Source organism: Pseudomonas sp. PIC25 (genome assembly GCF_002286785.1).
GTDB lineage: Bacteria > Pseudomonadota > Gammaproteobacteria > Pseudomonadales > Pseudomonadaceae > Pseudomonas_M.
Window position 1 is genome coordinate 62,408 of the sequence record NZ_MUJY01000154.1, and the last position, 24,273, is coordinate 86,680.

A 24,273-nucleotide genomic window follows, 5' to 3' on the forward strand; every position below is an offset into this window, starting at 1 on the left:
GAGATGAGCCTGATCGCTTCCGACCATTTCCGCATCGTTGTCGGCCTCGGCAAGAGCGGCATGTCCCTGGTGCGCTTCCTGGCGCGCCAGGGGTTGCCCTTTGCCGTTGCCGATACGCGCGAGAATCCGCCGGAACTGGCCACCCTCAAGACGCAGTTCCCGCAGGTCGAGGTTCGCTGCGGTGCCCTGGACGTGGAATTCCTGTCCCGCGCCGGCGAGCTGTACGTCAGTCCGGGCCTGGCGCTGGCCACGCCGACGCTGCGTGAAGTCGCGGCGCGGGGCGTGAAGATGTCCGGCGATATCGACCTGTTCGTCCGTCATGCCAAGGCACCGATCGTCGCCATCACCGGCTCCAACGCCAAGAGCACCGTGACCACGCTGGTCGGCGAGATGGCCGCGGCAGCAGGGCGCAAGGTAGCGGTCGGTGGCAACCTGGGCACGCCGGCGCTGGACCTGCTGGATGATGCGGTGGAGCTCTACGTGCTCGAGTTGTCGAGCTTCCAGTTGGAAACCACCGAGCGGATGAATGCCGAGGTCGCCACCTGCCTGAACGTCAGCGAAGACCACATGGACCGCTATGACGATCTGCAGGCCTACCACTTGGCCAAGCACCGTATCTTCCGTGGCGCTCGTCAGGTGGTGGTGAATCGTCAGGACGCGTTGTCCCGGCCGCTGATCGCCGATCAGGTGCCGTGTTGGACTTTCGGCCTGGAAAAGCCGGACTTCAAGGGCTTCGGTCTGATCGAGGAAAACGGCGAGAAGTACCTGGCCTTCCAGTTCCAGGCGTTGATGCCGGTGCGTGAGTTGAAAATGCGCGGCGCGCATAACCAGGCCAATGCCCTGGCTGCGCTGGCTCTTGGCCATGCCGTAGGCCTGCCGTTCGAGCCGATGCTGGATACGCTGCGTGGCTTCACCGGCCTGCCGCATCGCTGCCAGTGGGTGCGCGAGCGCAACGGTGTGAATTACTACGACGACTCCAAGGCCACCAATGTCGGTGCGGCGCTGGCCGCCATCGAAGGCCTGGGGGCGGACATTCCCGGCAAGCTGGTGCTGATCGCCGGTGGCGACGGCAAGGGGGCGGACTTCTCCGCCCTGCGTGCACCGGTTGCCCGCTTCTGCCGGGCCGTGGTGCTGCTCGGCCGCGATGCCGAGCGTCTGGCCGAAGCATTGGGCGGATCGGCACCGCTGGTGCGGGTGAAAACGCTCGACGAGGCTGTCCGGAGTGCGGCCGAACTGGCGTCGTCCGGCGATGCGGTGCTGCTGTCGCCTGCCTGCGCCAGCCTGGACATGTTCAAGAATTTCGAAGAGCGCGGACGTCTGTTCGCCCAGGCTGCGGAGGGGTTGCACTGATGCTGTCCCTGCTGCGTCCGTTCCCGTCCCCGCTGTTCAGCCGTCGCGGCCTGGATGTCGACTTCCCCTTGCTGGCCGGTTGTCTGGCGCTGCTTGGCCTGGGACTGGTGATGATCACCTCGGCATCCTCCGAAGTGGCTGCCGCGCTGTCCGGCAATCCGCTGTATCACATGATCCGCCACCTGGTTTACTTGGTGATCGGACTCGGTGTCTGCGGGCTGGTGCTGATGATTCCGCTGTCCACCTGGCAGCGTCTGGGCTGGGTCCTGTTGATCGGCGCCTTCGGGTTGCTGGTGCTGGTGCTGGTGCCTCATATCGGGCGCGAGGTGAACGGCTCCATGCGCTGGATCGGCTTCGGTGCATTCAACGTCCAGCCCTCGGAAATCGCCAAGGTTTTCGTGGTGCTCTACCTTGCCGGTTATCTGGTCCGCCGCCAGGAAGAAGTGCGCGAAAGCTGGGCCGGATTCTTCAAGCCGTTCGTCGTGCTGTTGCCGATGGCCGGCCTGCTGCTGCTGGAGCCCGACTTCGGTGCCACCGTGGTCATGATGGGATCGGCCGCAGCCATGTTGTTTCTCGGTGGTGTCGGCCTGTTCCGCTTCAGCCTGATGGTGGCGCTGGCCGTGGGTGCGGTGTTCGTCCTGGTGCAAACCCAGGAGTACCGCCTGCAACGCCTGATCACTTTTACCGACCCCTGGGCCGACCAGTTCGGTTCCGGCTACCAGTTGACCCAGGCGCTGATCGCCTTTGGTCGCGGCGAATGGTTCGGCGTCGGTCTGGGCAACAGTATCCAGAAACAGTTCTACCTGCCCGAGGCGCATACCGACTTCGTCTACGCGGTGCTCGCCGAAGAGCTTGGCATGGTCGGTGCTCTGGCGACCCTGGGTCTGTTCCTCTTCGTCAGCGTGCGTGCCTTGTACATCGGGTTGTGGGCGGAGAAGGCCAAGCAGTTTTTCGCCGCCTATACGGCCTACGGTCTGGCGTTCCTCTGGATCGGCCAGTTCCTGATCAATATCGGTGTGAACATCGGCCTGTTGCCCACCAAGGGCCTGACCCTGCCGTTCCTCAGCTATGGCGGCAGCTCGCTGGTGATCTGCTGCCTCAGCCTCGGCCTGTTGCTGCGTATCGAATGGGAGCGCCGAACCGTGCTGGGGACAGAGGATGTGGAGTTTGCCGAAGAAGATTTTCCCGAAGACGGCACGGAGGGTGTGAGCCATGCCCGCTAATGTGCTGATCATGGCGGGTGGCACCGGGGGGCATGTGTTCCCGGCACTGGCCTGCGCCCAGGAGTTCAAGGCGCGTGGTTATTCCGTGCATTGGCTGGGAACACCGCGCGGTATCGAAAACGATCTGGTCCCCCAGGCCGGCTTGCCGTTGCACCTGATCCAGGTCAGCGGCTTGCGTGGCAAGGGCATCATGTCGCTGCTGAAGGCGCCGTTCCAGCTGATCAAGGCGCTGTTCCAGGCACGGCGGGTGATGCGCGAATTGCAGCCGGTCTGTGTGTTGGGCATGGGCGGCTACGTGACCGGGCCGGGCGGCCTGGCTGCACGGCTGGCCGGCGTGCCACTGATCATCCACGAGCAGAACGCCGTGGCCGGGACTGCCAATCGTGCCTTGGCTCCGCTTTCGAGCCGGGTGTGCGAGGCCTTCCCGGAAACCTTCGGCGCCTCAGCCAAGCGCCGTACCACCGGTAATCCGGTGCGCGAGGAACTGTTCCTGGAAACGCCACGCCAGATGTTGCAAGGCCGCAAGCCGCGCCTGCTGATCCTGGGCGGCAGCCTGGGCGCCGAGCCGCTCAACAAGCTGCTGCCGGAGGCGTTGGCCCAAGTACCGGCGGAGTTGCGTCCCGAGGTGTTCCATCAGGCCGGCAAGCAGCACCACGAGATCACCGCCGAGCGCTATCGCGCTGCCGGGGTCGAGGCTGAGGTAGCGCCCTTCATCAAGGATATGGCGCGGGCCTACGCCTGGGCCGATCTGGTGATCTGCCGCGCCGGTGCGCTCACCGTCAGCGAACTGGCCGCCGCCGGGCTGCCGTCATTCCTGGTGCCGTTGCCGCATGCGATCGACGACCACCAGACCCGTAACGCCGATTATCTGGCGAAGGAGGGCGCCGCTGTCCTTCTGCCGCAACGCACGACTGACGCCGCCACGCTGGCCGCGCAGCTGACCGAGGTTTTGATGCAACCGGAAAAACTCAAGGCCATGGGCACGACAGCCCGCCGTCTGGCCAAGCCCGACGCCACCCGCAGCGTGGTGGATATCTGCCTGGAGGTGGCTAATGGCTAAATCGCCCGCTGCAGCCAAAGCCGAGATCCGGCGCATGCGCCGCATCCGTCGCATCCACTTCGTCGGGATCGGCGGTGCAGGTATGTGCGGCATCGCCGAAGTGCTGCTCAACCTCGGCTACGAGGTTTCCGGCTCCGACCTTAAGGCCTCTGCGGTGACCGAGCGCCTGGAGAGTTTCGGTGCACAGGTGTTCATCGGCCACCGTGCCGAGAATGCCGAACAGGCCGATGTACTGGTGGTTTCCAGCGCGATCAATACCGCCAATCCGGAGGTGGCGACGGCTTTGGCACGGCGCATTCCCGTGGTTCCGCGCGCCGAAATGCTCGCCGAACTGATGCGCTATCGCCACGGCATAGCGGTGGCCGGCACCCACGGCAAGACCACCACCACCAGCTTGATCGCCTCGGTGTTCGCCGCCGGCGGGCTGGACCCGACCTTCGTCATCGGTGGCCGGCTGAATGCCGCCGGCACCAACGCGCAGCTGGGCACCAGCCGCTATTTGGTGGCTGAAGCCGACGAAAGCGATGCCAGCTTCCTGCATCTGCAGCCGATGGTCGCCGTGGTGACCAACATCGATGCGGACCATATGAGCACTTATGAAGGCGACTTCAACAAGCTGAAGAAGACCTTCATCGAATTCCTCCACAATCTGCCGTTCTACGGGCTGGCGGTGGTCTGCGTGGACGACCCGGTGGTGCGCGAAATCCTGCCGCAGGTGGCGCGTCCGACCCTGACCTACGGCTTCGCCGAGAACGCCGACGTGCGTGCCATCAACGTGCGCCAGGAAGGCATGCGCACCTATTTCACCGTGCTACGCAAGGACCGTGAGCCGCTGGACGTCTCGGTGAACATGCCGGGCAACCACAACGTGCTCAATGCCCTGGCGACCATCGCGATCGCCACCGACGAAGGCATCAGCGACGACGCGATCGTCCAGGGGCTGTCGGGTTTCCAGGGCGTGGGCCGGCGTTTCCAGGTCTACGGCGAATTGCCGGTGGATGGCGGTAGCGTGATGCTGGTGGACGACTACGGGCACCATCCGCGCGAAGTGGCGGCGGTGATCAAGGCGGTTCGCGGCGGCTGGCCGGAGCGCCGGCTGGTGATCGTCTACCAGCCGCATCGCTATACCCGTACCCGCGATCTCTACGACGACTTCGTGCAGGTCCTGGGCGAGGCCAACGTCCTGTTGCTGATGGAGGTCTATCCGGCGGGCGAGGAACCGATCCCCGGCGCCGACAGCCGCCATCTGTGCCACAGCATCCGCCAGCGCGGCCAACTGGACCCGATCTACGTCGAGCGTGGCGTCGATCTGGCACCGACGCTCAAGCCGCTGCTACGTGCCGGCGACATCCTGCTCTGCCAAGGGGCCGGCGACATCGGCGGCCTGGCACCGCAACTGATCCAGAGCCCTCTGTTCGCCGCCAGTGAAGCCGGCGAAAGGAGTTCGAAATGAGTGCTGAACTGAAATCCACCCTCGATCCGAAGGCCTTCGGCCGCGTCGCCGTGCTCTATGGAGGGCGCAGCGCCGAGCGCGAAGTCTCCCTGAAGTCCGGCGCCATGGTGCTGCAGGCCCTGCAGGCTGCTGGCGTGGATGCGTTCGGCATCGATGTTGGCGAGGACTTTCTACAACGCTTGGTGGCCGAGCGGATCGACCGTGCGTTCATTGTCCTGCATGGTCGGGGCGGCGAAGATGGCAGCATGCAGGGACTGCTGGAATGCGCCGGGATTCCCTATACCGGCAGCGGCGTCCTGGCTTCCGCGCTGGCGATGGACAAGCTGCGCACCAAGCAGGTGTGGCACAGCCTCGGCCTACCGACGCCGCGCCACGCCGTGCTCGCCAATGAATCCGACTGCCGGTCGGCCGCGGCGGAACTGGGCTTTCCGTTGATCGTCAAACCGGCCCATGAAGGTTCCAGTATCGGCATGGCCAAGGTGACCAGCGTGGAAGAGCTGGTCGCCGCCTGGCAGGCTGCTAGCAGTTTTGATTCCCAAGTCCTGGTCGAGCAGTGGATCAATGGCCCCGAGTTCACCATTGCCATGCTGCGCGGGCAGGTGTTGCCGCCAATTGGCCTGGGTACGCCGCACAGCTTCTACGACTACGATGCCAAGTACCTGGCTTCCGACACCCAGTACCGGATTCCCTGTGGCCTGGATGCGGCCAAGGAAGACGAGTTGAAGACCCTGACCGCCCGCGCTTGCGAAGCGGTCGGCACCCAGGGCTGGGCGCGCGTCGATGTGATGCAGGACAGCGCCGGCCAATTCTGGCTGCTCGAAGTGAACACGGTTCCCGGTATGACCGACCACAGCCTAGTCCCCATGGCTGCGCGCGCGGCCGGGTTGGACTTTCAGCAACTGGTGCTGGCGATCCTGGCCGATAGCGTCGAGGCGAGGGGCTGAACATGCACGGCGCCACTCTCCGTCACCAGCAACCCGGCAGCGGCCGCGCCTCCATGCGCAAGCCGGCGCCCCGGGGTGCCAGCCGGATGGTGGCCAAGGAACCGTTATCGGCGCGCTTGCCGAAGCCCAACTTCGCGCTGTTCAAGCGTCTGGCCTGGCCGCTGTTGCTGGTCGGGCTGGGGTTCGGTGCCTATGAGCTGGCGCAGCGGTTGTTGCCCTATGCCGACCGGCCGATCGCCAAGGTCAGCGTGGAAGGCGACCTCAGTTACATCAGTCAGCAGGCGGTGCAGCAACGCATCGCGCCGTTCGTCGAGGCGAGCTTCTTCACCGTCGACCTGGCCGGCATGCGCGGCGAGCTGGAGCAGATGCCTTGGATCGCCCATGCCGAGGTGCGTCGCGTATGGCCGGATCAGGTGCTGATCCGCCTGGAGGAGCAATTGCCGATCGCCCGTTGGGGCGACGAGGCGCTGTTGAACAACCAGGGGCAAGCGTTCGCCCCGCGCGAGTCGGCGCACTACGAGCATCTGCCGCAGCTCTATGGGCCGAAGCGTGCGCAACAGCGGGTCATGCAGCAGTACCAGGTGCTCAGCCAGATGCTGCGTCCGCTGGGCTTCTCCATTGCACGCCTGGAACTGCGCGAACGGGGTAGCTGGTTCCTGACAACGGGGGCGGGCAGCGACGGCCAGTCCATCGAACTGCTGCTCGGACGCGATCACCTAGTGGAGAAGATGCGCCGCTTCATCAGCATTTACGACAAGGCGCTGAAAGAGCAGATCGCGAATATAGAGCGCATCGACCTGCGTTACCCCAACGGCCTGGCCGTGGCGTGGCGTACGCCGGTGCCCGACGCGGCGGCGATGACCGCCCGCGCAGAGAATTGAGGAGAACGGAACAATCATGGCAAGCGTGCAGAGCGGCAAGATGATCGTCGGCCTGGACATCGGCACCTCCAAGGTGGTGGCGTTGGTGGGCGAGGTTGCCGCGGACGGCCAACTGGAAATCGTCGGCATCGGGACGCATCCGTCGCGTGGCCTGAAGAAGGGCGTGGTGGTGAACATCGAGTCCACCGTGCAGTCGATCCAGCGTGCCGTCGAGGAGGCCCAGCTGATGGCCGGCTGCCGCATCCACTCGGCCTTCGTCGGGGTGGCCGGCAACCATATTCGCAGCCTGAACTCCCACGGCATCGTCGCCATCCGCGACCGCGAAGTGAGCCCGGCCGATATCGAGCGCGTGCTGGATGCTGCCCAGGCAGTGGCGATCCCGGCTGACCAGCGGGTGCTGCACACCCTGCCGCAGGACTACGTCATCGATAACCAGGAAGGCGTGCGCGAGCCGCTGGGCATGTCCGGCGTCCGTCTGGAGGCCAAGGTGCACGTGGTGACCTGCGCGGTGAATGCGGCGCAGAACGTCGAGAAATGTGTGCGCCGCTGCGGGCTGGAGGTCGACGACATCATCCTCGAGCAACTGGCCTCGGCCTATTCGGTGCTCACCGAGGACGAGAAGGAACTGGGCGTCTGCCTAGTGGACATCGGCGGCGGCACCACCGACATCGCCATCTTCACCGAGGGCGCCATCCGTCACACCGCGGTGATTCCGATCGCCGGCGACCAAGTGACCAACGACATCGCCATGGCCCTGCGTACCCCGACGCAGTATGCCGAAGAGATCAAGATCCGCTACGCCTGTGCCTTGGCCAAGCTGGCCGGTGCGGGCGAGACCATCAAGGTGCCCAGCGTCGGTGATCGTCCGCCGCGAGAACTGTCCCGCCAAGCCCTGGCCGAGGTGGTCGAGCCGCGCTACGACGAGCTGTTCACCCTGATCCAGGCCGAACTGCGGCGTAGCGGCTACGAGGATCTGATCCCCGCAGGGATCGTTCTCACCGGCGGTACTTCGAAGATGGAAGGTGCGGTCGAGCTGGCCGAGGAAATCTTCCACATGCCGGTACGCCTCGGCGTGCCCCACAGCGTCAAGGGGCTGGCCGACGTGGTGCGCAACCCGATCTATTCGACCGGCGTGGGGCTGTTGCTCTACGGCTTGCAGAAGCAGGCCGACGGCGTGCCCATGTCCGGTTTCGGCAGTTTCAGCGATGAACCCAAAACACCTGTCCTGGAGCGGCTCAAACGCTGGGTCCAAGGCAATTTCTGAATGCAATAGCGGTAGGCGTTACAAACTAGAAAAGGAAAGGAGAGGGAAAATGTTCGAATTAGTAGACAACGTCCCACAAAGTGCAGTCATCAAGGTCATCGGCGTCGGTGGCGGCGGTGGCAACGCGGTCAACCACATGGCCAAGAGCAGCATCGAAGGCGTCGAGTTCATCTGCGCCAACACCGATGCCCAGGCGCTGAAGAACGTTGGCGCCCGTACAGTGCTGCAACTAGGTACCGGTGTGACCAAGGGCCTCGGCGCTGGCGCCAATCCGGAGGTCGGCCGTCAGGCCGCGCTGGAAGATCGCGACCGTATCGCCGAAGTGCTGCAAGGCACCGACATGGTCTTCATCACCACCGGCATGGGCGGCGGCACTGGTACCGGTGCGGCGCCGATCATCGCCGAAGTGGCCAAGGATCTGGGCATTCTCACCGTGGCGGTGGTGACCCGTCCGTTCCCGTTCGAAGGCCGCAAGCGCATGCAAATCGCCGATGAAGGCATCCGTGCGCTGGCCGAGAGCGTCGATTCGCTGATCACCATCCCCAACGAGAAGCTGCTGACCATCCTGGGCAAGGACGCCAGCCTGCTGTCCGCCTTCGCCAAGGCTGACGACGTGCTGGCTGGTGCGGTGCGCGGCATCTCCGACATCATCAAACGTCCCGGCATGATCAACGTTGACTTCGCCGACGTGAAGACCGTGATGAGCGAGATGGGCATGGCGATGATGGGCACCGGCTGCGCCAGCGGCCCGAACCGTGCGCGCGAAGCCACCGAGGCGGCGATCCGCAACCCGCTGCTGGAGGATGTGAACCTGCAGGGCGCTCGCGGCATCCTGGTGAACATTACCGCTGGTCCGGATCTGTCCCTCGGCGAATACTCCGACGTGGGTAACATCATCGAGCAGTTCGCTTCCGAGCACGCCACCGTCAAGGTGGGTACCGTGATCGATCCGGACATGCGCGACGAACTGCACGTCACCGTGGTCGCCACGGGCCTGGGCGCGCGCATCGAGAAGCCGGTGAAGGTCGTCGACAATACCGTGCAGGCCACTGTGGCCGCGTCGACCGCTGCCGCACCGCGCAGCGAGCAAGGGGTCAACTACAAGGACTACGAGCGTCCCACCGTACAGCGCCAGAGCCATGCCGGTGCGGCGACCGCGGCCAAGCTCAACCCCCAGGACGATCTGGATTACCTGGATATCCCGGCATTCCTGCGTCGCCAGGCTGATTGATGAAATTTATCAGGACTGTGAAGGTGATTGGTGTTCAGCAAAGGCCGGTTCTGCTATCATCGCCGGCCATTGTTGAAAACAATTCGCAACTAGTGCTATAGCGGCCAATGCCATGATCAGACAACGCACCCTGAAGAACATCATCCGCGCCACGGGCGTCGGCCTGCACTCGGGGGAAAAGGTTTACCTGACCCTGAAGCCGGCGCCGGTGGATACCGGTATCGTGTTCTGCCGTACCGATCTCGATCCGATGGTGGAAATTCCCGCCCGGGCCGAAAACGTCGGCGAAACCACCATGTCGACCACTCTGGTCAATGGTGACGTCAAGGTGGACACCGTGGAGCACCTGCTTTCGGCCATGGCTGGCCTGGGCATCGATAACGCCTACGTCGAACTCTCCGCGTCCGAAGTGCCGATCATGGATGGCAGTGCCGGCCCCTTCGTATTCCTGATTCAATCCGCCGGCCTGCAAGAGCAGGACGCGCACAAGAAATTCATCCGCATCAAGCGCGAAGTGACGGTGCAGGAGGGCGACAAGCGCGCCACCTTCCTTCCCTTCGACGGCTTCAAGGTGAGCTTCGAGATCGACTTCGACCACCCGGTATTCCGGGGACGTACCCAAACGGCGAGCGTGGATTTCTCCAGTACCTCGTTCGTCAAGGAAGTCAGTCGTGCGCGTACTTTCGGTTTCATGCGTGACATCGAGTTCCTGCGTTCGCAGAACCTGGCACTCGGCGGTAGCGTGGAAAACGCCATCGTGGTGGACGAGTACCGCGTGCTGAACGAAGACGGTCTGCGTTATGAGGACGAATTCGTCAAGCACAAGATTCTCGATGCCATCGGCGACCTCTACCTGCTCGGTAACAGTCTGATCGGCGAATTCCGTGGGTATAAGTCGGGCCATGCACTGAACAATCGTCTGCTGCGCACGCTGATCGAGCAGAAAGACGCTTGGGAAGTGGTGACTTTCGACGATCCCAAGACCGCGCCGATCTCCTACATGCGCCCGGTAGCGGCTGTGTAAGCAAGACCCTCCTTTTCCAGACTTCGAGGCCACCCCTGGGGTGGCCTCTTTTTTGCCTGCGCTTTTATCGGGTCGCCACGTGCGGGTGCGTTTTATCGTCGCACCGGCCGAGGGTGGGTCAGCCGTCTTCGGGGGGCTTCACATGGCTGGCCAGACGCTCCAGGGCTGCCTTGAGCCGGGGATCGCTGACGGTCTCGGCGCTCGCCTGGATGCTTTCCGATGCCGAGGGGGAGAGGAAAAGAGTGCGACCGGGTGCACGCCTTTGGGGCGTTGGAGGTTGCACCTTAAGGAGAATTTTCGTTAAGGTCGCGAACTCTTCGAATGCCTGCAGTTGCCGTAGCAGGCGTTTTTGCTGGTAACGCAAGCGGGTGGCCCAATGGCCATCGGTGATGATCAACAACAGGCAACCGTCGCGCCACGAGGCGACATGGCAGTGTTCGCGCGCCGCCGGTTGCAGCTGGCTTTCCAGTAGACGCTGCAGATGAGCGAGGCGTTGGGCTTCGCCGAACAGCGCTTTCAACGGCTTCGCCTCGCTCAAGAGCGCGGCGGGTGTCCGGGCCGGCAAGGGACGAAAAATCATGGCAGGACGCCTGAGATTGGGAGCGGCCATGGTAGCAGAAAGACGGCTACCGATTGCGCTCGGTCACAAGGGGACGTCATGCACATCATTTTCCTGAGCCGCCGTCACGGCGCGACGCGCTCGTACAGCCTCGATCTGCGCCTGCTGTGCGGCGCAGTCTTCCTGTTGATCGGATTGGCTCTGGGGGCCGGCGCAGCGCTGGGGGCCTGGTGGGGTCCGCGTTCGGCTACTGTTCCGCTGGATGAGCCGATGAATGCGCTGCTCGACGAACAGCGCGCGGAGATCAGTGCGACCCGCGAGGATGCGCAGCGCCAACTGGATGCCTTCGCCGCCCACCTGGCGGAACTGCAGGCCCGCCTGACCCGTCTCGATGCCTTGGGCGAGCGGCTCACCGAGCTGGCCAATCTGGATGCCAGCGAATTCGATTTTTCCCTGAACGTGGGGCAGGGCGGCCTCGACGAGCCGCTGGAAGGCTCGGCCTATGCGCCTCCCCCGTTCATGGACAGCCTGGACAGCCTGTCCGAGCGTCTGGACAACCGCGAGCAGTTGCTCGAAGTGTTGGAGCAACTGCTAGCCGAGCGGCGCTTGAGCGAGGCAGAGTCGTTGTCCGGCCGCCCTGTTCTGCAGGGCTATATGTCCTCGCCGTTCGGTCGTCGCAGCGACCCGTTGACCGGACGCCTGAGTATGCACAAGGGCGTGGATTTCGCCGCCAAACCCGGCAGCGATGTGGTTGCCGTGGCGGCGGGTGTGGTCACGTCGTCCGGACGCAAGAGCGGTTACGGCAATGTGGTCGAGATCAGCCACGCCGATGGCTATGTCACCCTTTATGCCCACAACCAGAAGAACCTGGTTCAGGTTGGCGATCTGGTGCAGCGCGGTCAGACGATTGCCAAGGTCGGCAGTACCGGGCGTTCGACTGGTTATCATGTCCACTTTGAAGTGCTGCACAACGGCATGGTGATCAATCCTGCCAGCTTCATCGCCCGTGCCAGCGCGGCGGAATAACCGCCGCTTTCCTCTCTCCCGTTTCCGAGTAGAATGCCCCCTTTGCACGCAGCCGTGGCGGCCCGCGGCCGTGCCTCCATCCCCAGAATGGAAGTCTTTGCCGATATGTTTGCGCCTTTGTTGAAGAAACTCTTTGGAAGCAAGAACGAGCGTGAAGTCAAACGCATGCTCAAGGCAGTACAGGCGATAAACGCACTGGAACAGCAGATGCTGGCGCTCTCGGACGAGCAACTGCGTGCCAAGACCGTAGAGTTCAAAGCCCGTCTGGCCAAAGGCGAAACCCTCGATCAACTGCTGCCTGAGGCTTTCGCGGTCGCTCGTGAGGCCGGCAAACGGGTGATGGGCATGCGTCACTTCGACGTTCAGCTGATCGGCGGCATGACGCTACATGAAGGCAAGATTGCCGAAATGCGTACCGGCGAAGGCAAGACCCTGGTGGCGACCCTGGCGGTCTACCTCAACGCCCTCGAAGGCAAGGGCGTGCACGTAGTCACGGTGAACGACTACCTGGCCCGCCGCGATGCCAACTGGATGCGTCCGCTGTACGAATTCCTCGGCCTTTCGGTCGGTATCGTCACCCCCTTCCAGCCGCCGGAAGAGAAGCGTGCCGCCTATGCCGCCGACATCACCTACGGCACCAACAACGAACTCGGCTTCGACTACCTGCGCGACAACATGGCATTCAGCCTGGAAGACAAGTTCCAGCGTGAATTGAATTTCGCCGTGATCGACGAAGTGGACTCGATCCTCATCGACGAAGCGCGTACGCCGCTGATCATCTCCGGCCAGGCCGAGGACAGTTCCAAGCTCTACCAGCAGATCAACCAGCTCATCCCGCGCCTCAAGCAGCACATCGAGGAAGAGGAAGGCGTCGTTACCCAGGAAGGCCACTTCGCGGTGGACGAGAAGACCCGCCAGGTCGAGCTGAACGAACAGGGCCACCAGTTCATCGAGGAAATGCTCACCCAGGCCGGTCTGCTGGCCGAGGGCGAGAGCCTCTACTCCGCGCACAACCTGTCGCTGCTGACCCACGTCTACGCCGGCCTGCGCGCACATAAGCTGTTCCACCGCAACATCGAATACATCGTGCAGAACAACCAGGTTCTGCTGATCGACGAGCACACCGGCCGCACCATGCCGGGCCGTCGTCTCTCCGAAGGCCTGCATCAGGCCATCGAAGCGAAGGAAGGCCTGCCGATCCAGGCCGAGAGCCAGACCCTTGCCTCGACCACCTTCCAGAACTACTTCCGCCTGTACAAGAAGCTGGCCGGCATGACCGGTACCGCCGACACCGAGGCGTTCGAATTCCATCAAATCTATGGCCTCGACGTGGTGGTGATCCCCACCAATAAGCCGCTGGCGCGCAAGGACTTCAACGACCTGGTCTACCTGACCCAGGAAGAGAAGTACGCCGCGATCATCACCGACATCAAGGAGTGCCAGACCAATGGCCGTCCGGTGCTGGTGGGTACCGCGTCGATCGAAAGCTCGGAGTACGTCTCCCAACTGCTGCAGAAGGAAGGCATCGAGCACAAGGTCCTCAACGCCAAATTCCACGACAAGGAAGCCGAGATCATCGCCCAGGCCGGTCGCCCGGGAGCGGTGACCATTGCGACCAACATGGCCGGTCGTGGTACCGACATTCTTCTCGGCGGCAACTGGGAGGCCGAGGTGGCGGCGCTGGAGAGCCCCGGCGACGAGCAGATCGCCCAGATCAAGGCCGACTGGCAGAAGCGCCACCAACAGGTGATCGAAGCGGGCGGCCTGCATGTGATCGCCTCCGAGCGCCATGAGTCCCGGCGTATCGACAACCAGTTGCGTGGCCGTGCCGGCCGCCAGGGCGACCCGGGCTCCAGCCGTTTCTACCTGTCGCTGGAAGACAACCTGATGCGTATCTTCGCCTCCGACCGGGTGAAGAATTTCATGAAGGCGCTGGGCATGCAGTCCGGCGAGGCGATCGAGCATCGCATGGTGACCAACGCCATCGAGAAGGCTCAACGCAAGGTCGAAGGCCGCAACTTCGACATGCGTAAGCAACTGCTCGAATTCGACGACGTGGCCAACGAGCAGCGCAAGGTGATCTATCACATGCGCAACAGCCTGCTGGCCGCCACCGACGTCGGCGAGACCATTGCCGAATTCCGTGAGGAAGTGCTGACCAACGCCATCAACCAGCACATTCCGCCGCAGTCCCTGCCGGAGCAGTGGGACATCGGCGGGCTGGAAGCGGCCCTGCGCAGCGACTTCGGCGTCGACCTGCCGATCCAGCAGTGGCTCGACGAGGACGAGAAGCTCTACGAGGAAACCCTGCGCGAGCGTATCCTCCAGGCCCTGCTGGATGCCTACAAGGAGAAGGAAGACCTGGCAGGCACCGAAGCGCTGCGGACCTTCGAGAAGCAGATTCTGCTCCGCGTCCTGGACGACCTGTGGAAGGACCACCTGTCGACCATGGACCACCTGCGCTACGGCATCCACCTGCGCGGCTATGCTCAGAAGAACCCGAAGCAGGAGTACAAGCGCGAGTCCTTCAACCTGTTCCAGGACCTGTTGGACTCCATCAAGCGTGACACCATTCGCGTGCTGTCCCACGTCCAGGTCCGTCGCGAAGACCCGGCCGAGGAAGAGGCACGTCTGCGTCGTGAAGCCGAGGCCCTGGCCCAGCGCATGCAGTTCCAGCATGCCGAGGCTTCTGCTTTGCAGCCGCCGCCTGAGCCCCAGGAGGAGGAAGGCGGTGCCGCAGTGGCCCAGATGCCGGTTCGCCAGGAGCCGAAGATCGGTCGTAACGAACCGTGCCCCTGTGGGTCCGGCAAGAAGTACAAGCATTGCCACGGGCAGGTCAACTGAAGCCGGCCCGCCAGTAACGACCAACGCCGCGACCGGCCCAGCCGCTCGCGGCGTTTTTCCAGCCGTGCCGACGGTACGGCATCGCACACAGAACGATTGAAGGAGCGCATCCATGGCTGTTGGTCTTGGCCCTCTGCCTACCCTGCACCCGGTTCCCGGTTTCGAACTCGGCATCGCCTCCGCCGGCATCAAGCGCCCCGGGCGCAAGGATGTGGTGGTGATGCGCTGCGCCGAGGGCTCCACCGTGGCCGGTGTATTCACCCTCAACGCTTTTTGCGCCGCGCCGGTGATCCTGGCGAAGAAGCGTGTGCTCGGCCCGGTCCGCTACCTGCTGACCAACACCGGTAATGCCAACGCCGGCACCGGTGAGCCGGGGCTGGCAGCGGCCGCGCGAACCTGCGCCAAGCTGGCCGAACTGGCCGGGGTCGATGAGACCGCAGTGCTGCCGTTCTCCACCGGCGTGATCGGCGAACCGCTGCCGGTGGAGAAGATCGAGGCGGCGCTGCCCGCCGCACTGGCCGACTTGTCGGAAGGTAACTGGGCCGCCGCTGCCACGGGCATCATGACCACCGATACCTTGCCGAAGGGCGCTAGCCGCCAATTCGAGCACGACGGCGTCGCCATCACTGTCACCGGTATTTCAAAGGGCGCCGGGATGATCAAACCGAACATGGCGACCATGCTCGGTTATATCGCCACCGACGCGAAGGTCGCCCAAGGCGTGCTGCAGGATCTGTTGCGCGATGCGGCGAACAAGTCGTTCAACCGCATCACCATCGACGGCGACACCTCCACCAACGACTGCTGCATGCTGATCGCCACCGGCAAGGCCGGCCTGCCGGAGATCACCCAGGCCAGTGGCCCGTTGTTCGCGGCGCTGAAGCAGGCGGTGCTGGACGTTTCCATGGAATTGGCCCAAGCCATCGTTCGCGACGGCGAAGGCGCCACCAAGTTCGTGACTGTGCAGGTCAATGGCGGCGCCACCCACCAGGAGTGCCTGGATGTCGGCTATGCCGTGGCTCACTCTCCGCTGATCAAGACCGCACTGTTCGCCTCCGACCCGAACTGGGGGCGCATCCTGGCTGCCGTCGGTCGTGCCGGCGTACCCAAGCTGGATGTGTCGAAGATCGATGTCTACCTCGGCGAAGTCTGCATCGCCAGCCGTGGCGGCCGTGCCGCCAGCTATACCGAGGACCAGGGCGCAGCGGTCATGGCCCGCGAGGAGATCGGCATCCGTATCGAACTGGGTCGTGGCACCTGCAGCGAGACCATCTGGACGACCGACCTGTCCCATGAGTACGTGAAGATCAATGCGGAATACCGCACCTGAAGCAGCGGCAAGCTTCAAGCTGTAAGCGGCAAGTCAGAGCGTGAGGCTTGACGATAGCGCCAGGTGAGCGTCCACACTGATTCGCTTGCAGCTTGGGTTTGTCGGAGAGGAAAAGCGATGAAACTGGTAATCGGCAACAAGAACTACTCGTCCTGGTCGCTGCGTGCCGCGCTGGTACTGGAGCTGGCCGAAGAGCCTTACGAAGAGCTGCGCATCCCGCTCTATCAGCCGGACAGTCGGGCCCGGTTGCTCGCCGAGTCTCCGGCGGGCAAGGTGCCGGTGCTGCAGACGGAAGAGGGGCCGATCTGGGACTCCCTGGCCATTGCCGAGTATCTCGCCGAACGCTTCGCCGAATCCCATCTCTGGCCACGCGGCCAGTATGCGCGTGCCGTGGCGCGCTCGGTATGCGCGGAAATGCACAGCGGTTTCGTCGCCCTGCGTAGTCATCTGCCGATGGACCTCAAGCGCAACCAGTCGCTGGCACGCATTCCGGACGAGGCCGCGGCCGACATTGCCCGCGTCTGTGCGCTCTGGGCTGACTGCCGGGCGCGCTTCGGTCAGGACGGCCCTTTCCTATTCGGCCATGCCAGCATTGCCGATGCCTTCTATGCGCCGGTTGCCGCGCGTTTCCGCAGCTACGCCGTAGCGTTGCCTGCGGAGGCGGAGGCCTATGTCGAGACCATCTACCGTTGGCCGGCTTTCCAGCGCTGGTATCAGGCTGCGCTGGAGGAGACGGAGAAGCTCGGATGAAGCGAGTGCATGTCGCCGCCGCGGTGATTCGCGGAAGCGATGGCCGCGTACTGATCGCCCGGCGTCCCGAAGACAAGCACCAGGGCGGACTCTGGGAATTCCCCGGCGGCAAGGTCGAGGAGGGCGAGGCCGTTCAGGCCGCGCTGGGCCGTGAGCTGGAGGAGGAGCTGGGCATCCGCGTGACGAACGCCCGGCCGTTGATTCAGATTCATCATGACTACCCGGACAAGCATGTGCTGCTGGATGTCTGGGAGGTTTCCGGCTTCGACGGCGAACCCCATGGTGCCGAAGGACAACCGCTGGCCTGGGTAACGCCACGGCAGTTGGCGGACTATGAATTCCCCGCGGCGAACCGGCCCATCGTAGCGGCCGCCCGATTGCCGGACCGTTACCTGATCACGCCGGAAAATCTCGGTCCCGCCGAGCTGCTGCAAGGCCTGAAGGCTGTGCTGGACGGCGGTGTCAGGCTGGTCCAGCTACGCGCGCCGGATATGTTCGACGCCGAGTACCGCGACTTGGCCGTCGATGCCCAGGGGCTGTGCGCCGGTCGCGCCCAGCTCATGCTGAAAGGGCCGCTGGAGTGGCTCGGCGATTTCCCAGCGGCGGGCTGGCACCTGACCGCCCGGCAGTTGCGGGAGCTGGTGAGCAGTGGTCGGCCGTTTCCCGCCGAGCGCTGGTTGGCGGCATCCTGCCACAGCGCCGAAGAGCTTGAATTGGCGGCGGAAATGGGGGTGGATTTCGTCACCTTGTCGCCCGTACAGCCGACCCGGACTCATCCCGGCGCCGAGGTGCTGGGCTGGGAGCGTGCCAGCGAGTTGTTGCGTCGGTTCAACCAGCCGGCCTATCTGCTCGGTGGCCTGGCACCGCAGGATCTGCCCCGCGCCTGGGATGCCGGCGCACAGGGTATTGCCGGCATCCGAGGGCTGTGGCCGTGAGACCGGAAGACCTCGAACTGCTGCTCATCCGAACCATGCCGTACGGGAAGTATAAGGGCCGGGCCATCGCCGATCTGCCCGGCCATTACCTGGGCTGGTTCGCCCGGGAAGGTTTCCCCGCCGGCGAGATCGGCCGCCTGCTGGCGCTGATGCACGAGATCGACCACAACGGCCTGGGTGCGCTGCTGGAGCCCTTGCGCCGAAAGCTCCAGCAATCGCAATTACCCGAGGAGCACTGATCAGGCTTCCGGTCCTTCCAACTCTTCGCGAAGGAATTCGTAGGACGGGGCCGCGTGGATGTCCAGCGCCTGGCACAGCTCCAGCACGCGGGGCAGGTCGCAGGTATAGACCAGTACGGTTTGCAGCAGATCATCCAGCGGGTCGCTGAAGTCCATCAGTACGTAGCCGCCCTTTTCCGGGTAGAGGGCGCTGAGCTGGACCTGAATCCGCCGCAGTGCGGTCAAGGCATCGGCCTTGGCCAGTTGCTTGGGTTTGAGGTTGAACGTCACCTGCTTGCCGAACGAGTCCATGATCTGCTGCAACAGGTCGTCGAAGCGGTCTGCCTGGAACAGCACGGTTTCCGGCAGGCTGCCCACCACCACCCACTCGCCCAGAGGGATTGGGAAATCCTCGTCGTAATTGATATCCGGGTTGGCCTTCAGAAAGCCCTGTGGGTCCGCATAGGCCTGGGCGGCTTCGTCGGCGATCCGTTCGATCTCCTCCGGGCCCATACAGCCCGAGCTTATCAGGGTGATCAGTTCGACGAGACGGTCTTTCATGAGGGCATGCCTGAGAGTGGAGGGGCGCGAAGGATAGCCCGGATCGCGCCGATCTTCACTCGGGGGGAGTTGGTGGCGGTTCCGGCCCGACGAAGCGGCTCCAGCGGCGGTCGAGAATCTGCTGCTTGAGGACCTCGATGCTATCGACCAGCAGTTCCTCCAGGGCCAGGTCGGTGTCTTCGTCCTGGTAGAGCCAGGCGTCGAAGCAGGCATCCGCCAGACGAGCGGCAGTGGCCTTGAAGGTATCGGACTGCAGACCGTCGATGGAACCATGAAGCAGGCTCCTGGCGATGCCGGTCAGGGCATCGTCGAGGCTTTCCGCGAGCCGATCGCCCAGCGGCAGCCGGCGTAACCGGGCCAGCTCTCGGTTCTCCGCCAAGGCACGTCGTATGAGCTGGGTGACATGCGCCTCGATGGCCGCCCGGTTGCCGTGGTAGCCCTCCTGCAGCATGGCTTCGAGACGCCGCGAGAGATCGGCGATCAGGCGCTCCTTGCGTGGCCGGATCACGCCGTCCACCAGCCGACGGGTGAGGTCGTCGCTGGTGCCGATCTCCTGTTGCAGGCGTGAGAACAGGCGGACCATGACCCGATCCGACAACTCTTCCAGCAGCAACTGGTAGTAGCGGTTGAAGAAGCCGTAGATCGCCCAGGTGCGCATGTCGATCAGGCCCAGCCGCTGCAGGCGGATGGCCAGGACCAGGATGCGCAGCGCGCGCAGCCAGCGCATGCCGCTCAGTGGGATGCAGCCGAGCACGTCGTACCAGTGGGTGAAGGGGTAGTAGTACCAGCGCGGATAGCGCTTCTCGACGACGGCGACGGTCCAGCCGAGCAACACGTCAAGGATGAAAACGGCGACGAAAGCCAAGTCGATGAACTGGAAGTGAGCGTGCACTGTTTCCGCGTAGAGCCTGTGCAGCTCCGGCACCAGGGCGTTCAGCGCCAGGTTGATCGGCACCAGTTGGAACAGGCTGTCGAACAGGATCAGCCCCAGGTTGAGGCAGACCAGCAGCACGATGAAGGCTTCCCAGGCGGCGTGCAGGCCTTCGCGCCGCCGGGTTTCCGAAGAGAGTGGGGCGCCGGTCACCTGCCCTTGTCCGGTGCGGGCGCCGCCTGCCAAAGCACTTCCTGGACGTGTTGGCGGCGGGCGATCAGACGGGCGGCGACGAACAGCAGGTCGGACAGGCGATTGACGTAGGCCAGGCCGACCCCTTCCAGCGGTTCGACGGCATTCAATTGCTGGCAGCGGCGCTCCGCGCTACGGGCCAGGCTGCGGCATACGTGGGCCTGGGCGACCAGGCGGGAACCGCCGGGCAGGATGAAGTTTTCCAGTGGGCCGAGTTCGTCGTTCCAGCGGTCGATGGCCGCTTCGAGGCGTTCGATTTCCGTCTGGTCCAATGCGCGGTATGCCGGCATCGCCAGTTCGCCGCCCAGGTCGAACAGCCGGTGCTGGCAGGGCGCCAGGACTTCGATCACTTCGTTCAGGCCCGGCCATGTGGCCTGCTGCTCGGCCAGTTCGGCGAGCAGCAGGCCGAGCTGGCTGTTGAGGGTGTCCAGCTCGCCCATGGCCTCGACCCGTGGATGATCCTTGGGTACCCGGCGGCCATCGGCCAGTCCGGTTTCGCCGGCATCCCCGGTGCGGGTGTAGATCTTCGACAGTCGATAGCCCATGTTCAGAGTCCCGTGTTCTCGCTGGCGGCGGCCAAGGGCAGGCGCAGGGTGAAACAGGTGCCCTGGCCGGGCTTGGACTGCACTTCCATCTGTCCCTTGTGATTGTTGGTGATGATGAAATAGGACACCGACAAACCGAGCCCGGTGCCCTGGCCAATCTCCTTGGTGGTGAAAAACGGCTCGAAGATGCGTTTGCGCACCGACTCGGGAATGCCGACGCCGTTGTCCTCCACGAGAATTTCCGCCCACGGCGGGTTGTAGCGGGTGCGCAGCACGATGCGCCCAGGTTCCCGGTTCGGGTTCTCGTCGCGTTGGTGGATGGCCTGAGCGGCGTTCTTCAGCAGGTTGAGCAGCACCTGTTCCAGTTCGTTGCCGGTGCAGGGCACCGGGCCCAACTGCGGATCGAAGTCGCGGACGATGGCCAGGCCCTTGAAGTCGAAGCCCTCCATCAGCGCGAAGTCGTTGCCGGCGATTTCCACCGCCTGGTCGATCAACGTGGGCAACTGGCAGGGCGCCAGCTCGCGATTGCTGCGCCGGCTGAAGCTGAGCATGTGGCTGACGATCTTCGCGGCGCGCGCACCGGCCTGCTGGATGCCGTCGAGCAATCGGGGGACTTCGCGGCTGTCCAGATAGCGGTTGACGGTCTGCAGGTCGATGCCGAGGTCCTCGGCCTGCTGCAGGTTCTTTGCCAGGTCGGGCGACAGGCGCCGGCGGATGTTTTGCACGTTATGCAGGATGGCGCCCAGCGGGTTGTTGATTTCGTGCGCCATGCCGGCCGCCAGGCCACCGACCGAGAGCATCTTTTCCGACTGCACCATCAGCTCTTCCATGGACAGGCGCTGAGTGATGTCGTCGATACGGATCACCGCACCACGGCCCGCACTGCCCACCAGGGGGTAGAACGTCAGGGCGTAGTGATGGGGAATGTCGTCCTTGGTCCAGGTGACCCGGTCGATTTTCTCCACCTTGTGCTGTTCGGCAGTGCGCTTGAGCTGCGGCAGGAACGGCTTGAGCGGCGGGAAGGCGAGGAACACCGGTTGGTTGAGGGCTTCGTCCAGGCGCGTCCCGGAAAGGGCGCTGGCCTCTTGGTTCCATTGGGTGACGTACAACTGCTCGTCGAGAGCGATCAACGCCGAAGGCATGGAGTCGATGATGCTGTTCAGGTAGTTCTGGAAGCCGGTGAGCTTCTTCTCGATCTTGCTGCGGACCTGCACTTCCAGTTCCAGCTTGCGATTGGAGTGGCGGGTCTCCTCGGCCAGGCTGCGGGCCTTGTCGAAGGCCGACTGGGCTTCGTCGCGGGCGCGTCGCAATTGCTGTTCGCGGGCTTCCATGCGCGACAGCATGGTGTTGAACGCGTCCGCCAGGCTGCCGATCTCGTCCTGGTTGCCGCGCGAGGCGCGCAGTGCATAGTTTTCCTCGCGGGTCACCTGACGCGATAGCTCTTCCAGGCGCCGGATCGGCCGGGTGATCAGGCGGCGGATCTGCCGCGCCACCAGCAGCCAGAGCAGCACGCTGATGGCGAGGATCACCAGGCTGGCGGTGAGGGTGCCGGTGTAGAAGGCGCCGGGCAGCTCGCTGGAAGCGACCAGCAGCAGATAGCCGGGGCGCCCCTTGGGTTGCGGCAGCTCGATTACCTGGTTGGCGCGGAACTCGCTGTGTCGCCAGCTTTCCAGCAACTCGATGCGCTCCGGCAGCTCAAGCTTCTCGCCGCGCTTGAGCTGGGCGAGGCTGATACCGTTCTGATCGTAGATGGCTGCGGCGCGCAGCGGCTTGTATTCCTCCAGGCGCTTGAGCACGGCTTCGGCGGCCGCAGGGGAGGATAGCGCCTCCTTGCTCAGGGACGGCGTGGCGATCAGCCGGCCCAGTGTCTGCAAGGCCTCGGGTGCCACGCTTTCCTGGGAAATCCAATAGGCCGCGCTGATGAAGGTCAGGTTGGCCACCAGCAGGACGGCGGCGAGCAGCACCAGCAGGGCGGCCAGCAGTTTCTGACCGACCGAAAGATTTTCGAGGTACTGGCGCAGGGTCATGTCATGGACAGCGTTTGCCTGAGAACAGGCAGGTTAGCGCGGCCTTCAGTCGGTGGGCAATCCGCGGAGCGTCAGGGTTTCCTTCAAGCGTGCCTGCAGCGCGGTCAGGCGCGGCAGCGCCAGGCCGCGGCGATGCCCCTCCGCGCAGGCGCGGTCGAGCAGGTAGCCGATCTCGGTGCGGCGGCCCTGGGCGACGTCCTGGTGCATCGACGAGTAGTTGGCGGCGGTGGCTTGGATCACCCGCCGCACCTCGTCGAGAAGGCCCTCGGCGGCGGCCGTCTGGCCACAGGCGAGCAGCAGCTCGGCAAGCTCTGCGCAGAGGCCGGCGATCTGCTCCGGGTGGTTCGCCAATTCGCCGTTGCGGCAGTCGTGGAGCACGGTCAGCGGATTGATGGCGCAGTTCAATGCCAGCTTGCGCCACAGCCGGGTCAGGATGTCCGCTGTCCAGTCGTGGGGAATGCCGGCTCGCGCCAAGTCCTCCAGCCAGGCCGGAGCGTGGCTCTCGTCCGATGTTCCCAGCCAGGTGTGCCCGCGCCCGGCGAAGACCACCCGGAATGTGCTGTCGCGGAAGGCGCCTTCGGTACTCGAGGCCAGGATGCAGCGTGCCCGGGGGACCCGTGCCGCCACCTCCTGTTGGCTGCCGATGCCGTTCTGCAACAGGATCAACTCGGCTTCCGCGCCCAGGCGCGATGCGATGCTGGCTACCGCGACTTCGGCATCATAGGCCTTGCAGGCCATCAGCAAGCGCCGGATGGGGGTGGAGGCGTCCGCCGTTTCGGCGACGATGGGGTAGAGGCTCGCCTGGCCGTCTTCGACCAGGGTCAGGCCACCGGCGGCCTGGTAGGCAGCCAGTCGCTCCCGATTACGGAGCACCAGCCGCACCGGCACGCCGGCGCGCGACAACCGGGCGGCCCAGAGGCTGCCGAGGCTGCCGGCACCGAGGATGTGCCAGGTCATGTGGGTAAGGGCAGACGCTGCGCCGCCACCCGGCCGCTGGCATAGGACTCTGGCAACAGCTCGGTAGCCAGTTCCATCAGGCGTTCCGGTTCTACCGGCAGCGCCTTGCTGTCCAGGCCGATCAGGCTGATGCCGGCCTTCAGGGTGATGAAGCCCTCGCTGGTCTTGAACGCCTTCAGGTTCAGTCCTTCATGGAGCCGCTTGAAGCTGCTCGGCGAGCATTCATGCAGGTCTTCCAGCAGGGTGATCAGGCCGAAATGGTGGTCGTCCAGCCTCGCCAGGACATCGAGGGGACGAACCAGTTGCTGCAGGCGGCGGGCGATGCCATGCAGCAGTTCGTTGTAGAAGCGTTCGCCGTATTGCTGGCGCAGCTCACCGGCGTTGTGCAGGCCGATGGTCAGGTAGCACAGCGCGCCGCCGCGGGCGTCCACCTGGCGCAGGCTGTCCACCAGTTTCTGGCGCAGGTAACGCGGATTGCCCAGGCCGGTGAGCGGGTCCACCAGGTTACGCTGCTCCAGGCTGGCGATGTTCTGCATTAGCAGGCGCTTCTCCTGCAGCAGGCGTTGGAGGGTGTTGCACAGACGGTCGGCGGCGTAGATGCGCGGGACTAGCTGTTCATTCATCGAGGCCTTGCTGATGAAGTCGTCGACGCCCCTGTCGAAGGCCTCGCTCAGCACGTTTTCGCCCTCCTTGCCGGTGAGCAGGATGACGTAGGTGTAGTGATCGGCCATTTCGTCGATCTGGCGGACCCGGGCGGTCAGTTCCAGGCCGTCCATTTCCGGCATCAGCCAATCGGCCAGAAGCACGCTGGCCGGGCGCGATTCGAGCAGTTTCAGTGCCTCGGCGGCGCTATTGGCGTAGCGCACGTCCTGGTATCCGGCCTGGGTAAGGGCGCGGCCGATCATGGCGCTGGAAAATTTGGCATCGTCCACCACCAGAATGCTGAGATGGGGGTTGGGCATTGAAAG

22 protein-coding genes are annotated in these 24,273 nt (G+C 64.3%); 15 read left to right on the top strand and 7 right to left on the bottom strand.

Annotated elements, in window-relative coordinates; translation table 11 throughout:
* The first annotated feature begins 3 nt into the window (after positions 1 to 3).
* From murD to lpxC, 9 genes are all read left to right on the top strand, one after another.
* Entirely contained in the window at positions 4 to 1,350 is a 1,347-nt protein-coding gene (gene murD, locus BZL41_RS19385) for a UDP-N-acetylmuramoyl-L-alanine--D-glutamate ligase (protein ID WP_095600809.1), read from the top strand.
* Positions 1,350 to 2,573, top strand: a complete 1,224-nt coding sequence (ftsW, locus tag BZL41_RS19390; protein WP_095600810.1) for a putative lipid II flippase FtsW — start codon at positions 1,350 to 1,352, stop codon at positions 2,571 to 2,573. The genes murD and ftsW overlap by 1 nt, the downstream gene beginning before the upstream one ends.
* Positions 2,563 to 3,633: an undecaprenyldiphospho-muramoylpentapeptide beta-N-acetylglucosaminyltransferase gene (gene murG, locus BZL41_RS19395; RefSeq protein WP_095600811.1), complete on the top strand. Its 1,071-nt coding sequence runs from the start codon at positions 2,563 to 2,565 to the stop codon at positions 3,631 to 3,633. The genes ftsW and murG overlap by 11 nt, the downstream gene beginning before the upstream one ends.
* Positions 3,626 to 5,086 carry a UDP-N-acetylmuramate--L-alanine ligase gene (gene murC / locus BZL41_RS19400; protein WP_084336620.1) on the top strand — a complete coding sequence of 487 codons (1,461 nt, stop codon included), beginning with the start codon at positions 3,626 to 3,628 and terminating at the stop codon, positions 5,084 to 5,086. Before murG ends, murC begins: the two co-directional genes overlap by 8 nt.
* Positions 5,083 to 6,030 (top strand): D-alanine--D-alanine ligase, encoded by a 948-nt coding sequence (locus BZL41_RS19405; RefSeq protein ID WP_095600812.1) that lies wholly within the window; start codon positions 5,083 to 5,085, stop codon positions 6,028 to 6,030. The genes murC and BZL41_RS19405 overlap by 4 nt, the downstream gene beginning before the upstream one ends.
* 2 nt (positions 6,031 to 6,032) lie before the next feature.
* Positions 6,033 to 6,911, top strand: a complete 879-nt coding sequence (locus BZL41_RS19410) for a cell division protein FtsQ/DivIB (protein ID WP_095600813.1) — start codon at positions 6,033 to 6,035, stop codon at positions 6,909 to 6,911.
* 16 nt (positions 6,912 to 6,927) lie between these two features.
* Positions 6,928 to 8,175: a cell division protein FtsA gene (ftsA, locus tag BZL41_RS19415; protein WP_084336626.1), complete on the top strand. Its 1,248-nt coding sequence runs from the start codon at positions 6,928 to 6,930 to the stop codon at positions 8,173 to 8,175.
* A 49-nt stretch (positions 8,176 to 8,224) separates the two neighbouring features.
* Positions 8,225 to 9,406: a cell division protein FtsZ gene (gene ftsZ / locus BZL41_RS19420; protein WP_095600814.1), complete on the top strand. Its 1,182-nt coding sequence runs from the start codon at positions 8,225 to 8,227 to the stop codon at positions 9,404 to 9,406.
* Between the two features lie 112 nt (positions 9,407 to 9,518).
* Positions 9,519 to 10,430 (top strand): UDP-3-O-acyl-N-acetylglucosamine deacetylase, encoded by a 912-nt coding sequence (lpxC, locus tag BZL41_RS19425; protein ID WP_084336630.1) that lies wholly within the window; start codon positions 9,519 to 9,521, stop codon positions 10,428 to 10,430.
* A 118-nt stretch (positions 10,431 to 10,548) separates the two neighbouring features.
* Here lpxC and BZL41_RS19430 read toward each other — a convergent pair whose 3' ends face one another.
* Entirely contained in the window at positions 10,549 to 11,010 is a 462-nt protein-coding gene (locus BZL41_RS19430) for a DUF721 domain-containing protein (RefSeq protein ID WP_095600815.1), read from the bottom strand.
* A 78-nt stretch (positions 11,011 to 11,088) separates the two neighbouring features.
* On the opposite strand from BZL41_RS19430, the gene BZL41_RS19435 reads away from it, so the two are divergent.
* The 6 genes from BZL41_RS19435 (at position 11,089) to BZL41_RS19460 (ending at position 18,113) form a co-directional block, all read left to right on the top strand.
* Entirely contained in the window at positions 11,089 to 12,015 is a 927-nt protein-coding gene (locus tag BZL41_RS19435) for a M23 family metallopeptidase (RefSeq protein ID WP_095600816.1), read from the top strand.
* Positions 12,016 to 12,120: 105 nt separating this feature from the next.
* Positions 12,121 to 14,859: a preprotein translocase subunit SecA gene (gene secA, locus BZL41_RS19440; RefSeq protein ID WP_095600817.1), complete on the top strand. Its 2,739-nt coding sequence runs from the start codon at positions 12,121 to 12,123 to the stop codon at positions 14,857 to 14,859.
* Between the two features lie 112 nt (positions 14,860 to 14,971).
* Positions 14,972 to 16,189, top strand: coding sequence for a bifunctional glutamate N-acetyltransferase/amino-acid acetyltransferase ArgJ (argJ, locus tag BZL41_RS19445; RefSeq protein WP_095600818.1), 1,218 nt, complete (start codon positions 14,972 to 14,974; stop codon positions 16,187 to 16,189).
* A 117-nt stretch (positions 16,190 to 16,306) separates the two neighbouring features.
* On the top strand, positions 16,307 to 16,939 hold the full coding sequence (locus BZL41_RS19450) for a glutathione S-transferase family protein (RefSeq protein WP_095600819.1): 633 nt from the start codon (positions 16,307 to 16,309) through the stop codon (positions 16,937 to 16,939).
* Positions 16,936 to 17,874 (top strand): Nudix family hydrolase, encoded by a 939-nt coding sequence (locus BZL41_RS19455; RefSeq protein WP_095600820.1) that lies wholly within the window; start codon positions 16,936 to 16,938, stop codon positions 17,872 to 17,874. The genes BZL41_RS19450 and BZL41_RS19455 overlap by 4 nt, the downstream gene beginning before the upstream one ends.
* Positions 17,871 to 18,113, top strand: coding sequence for a DUF3820 family protein (locus tag BZL41_RS19460; protein WP_095600899.1), 243 nt, complete (start codon positions 17,871 to 17,873; stop codon positions 18,111 to 18,113). Before BZL41_RS19455 ends, BZL41_RS19460 begins: the two co-directional genes overlap by 4 nt.
* Here BZL41_RS19460 and BZL41_RS19465 read toward each other — a convergent pair whose 3' ends face one another.
* Genes BZL41_RS19465 through BZL41_RS19490 form a run of 6 tightly spaced genes read right to left on the bottom strand, consistent with a single transcriptional unit; the run spans position 18,114 to position 24,267 of the window.
* Positions 18,114 to 18,653 carry a hypothetical protein gene (locus tag BZL41_RS19465; RefSeq protein ID WP_095600821.1) on the bottom strand — a complete coding sequence of 180 codons (540 nt, stop codon included), beginning with the start codon at positions 18,651 to 18,653 and terminating at the stop codon, positions 18,114 to 18,116.
* A 55-nt stretch (positions 18,654 to 18,708) separates the two neighbouring features.
* On the bottom strand, positions 18,709 to 19,770 hold the full coding sequence (locus tag BZL41_RS19470; RefSeq protein ID WP_371916553.1) for an ion transporter: 1,062 nt from the start codon (positions 19,768 to 19,770) through the stop codon (positions 18,709 to 18,711).
* A complete protein-coding gene (locus BZL41_RS19475; protein WP_095600822.1) occupies positions 19,734 to 20,321 on the bottom strand; it encodes a cob(I)yrinic acid a,c-diamide adenosyltransferase in 588 nt (195 codons plus the stop codon). Before BZL41_RS19475 ends, BZL41_RS19470 begins: the two co-directional genes overlap by 37 nt.
* A 2-nt stretch (positions 20,322 to 20,323) precedes the next feature.
* Positions 20,324 to 22,348 (bottom strand): ATP-binding protein, encoded by a 2,025-nt coding sequence (locus BZL41_RS19480; RefSeq protein WP_095600823.1) that lies wholly within the window; start codon positions 22,346 to 22,348, stop codon positions 20,324 to 20,326.
* Between the two features lie 45 nt (positions 22,349 to 22,393).
* Entirely contained in the window at positions 22,394 to 23,305 is a 912-nt protein-coding gene (locus tag BZL41_RS19485) for a putative 2-dehydropantoate 2-reductase (protein WP_095600824.1), read from the bottom strand.
* Positions 23,302 to 24,267: a response regulator gene (locus BZL41_RS19490; RefSeq protein ID WP_095600825.1), complete on the bottom strand. Its 966-nt coding sequence runs from the start codon at positions 24,265 to 24,267 to the stop codon at positions 23,302 to 23,304. The genes BZL41_RS19485 and BZL41_RS19490 overlap by 4 nt, the downstream gene beginning before the upstream one ends.
* Between the last annotated feature and the right edge of the window lie 6 nt (positions 24,268 to 24,273).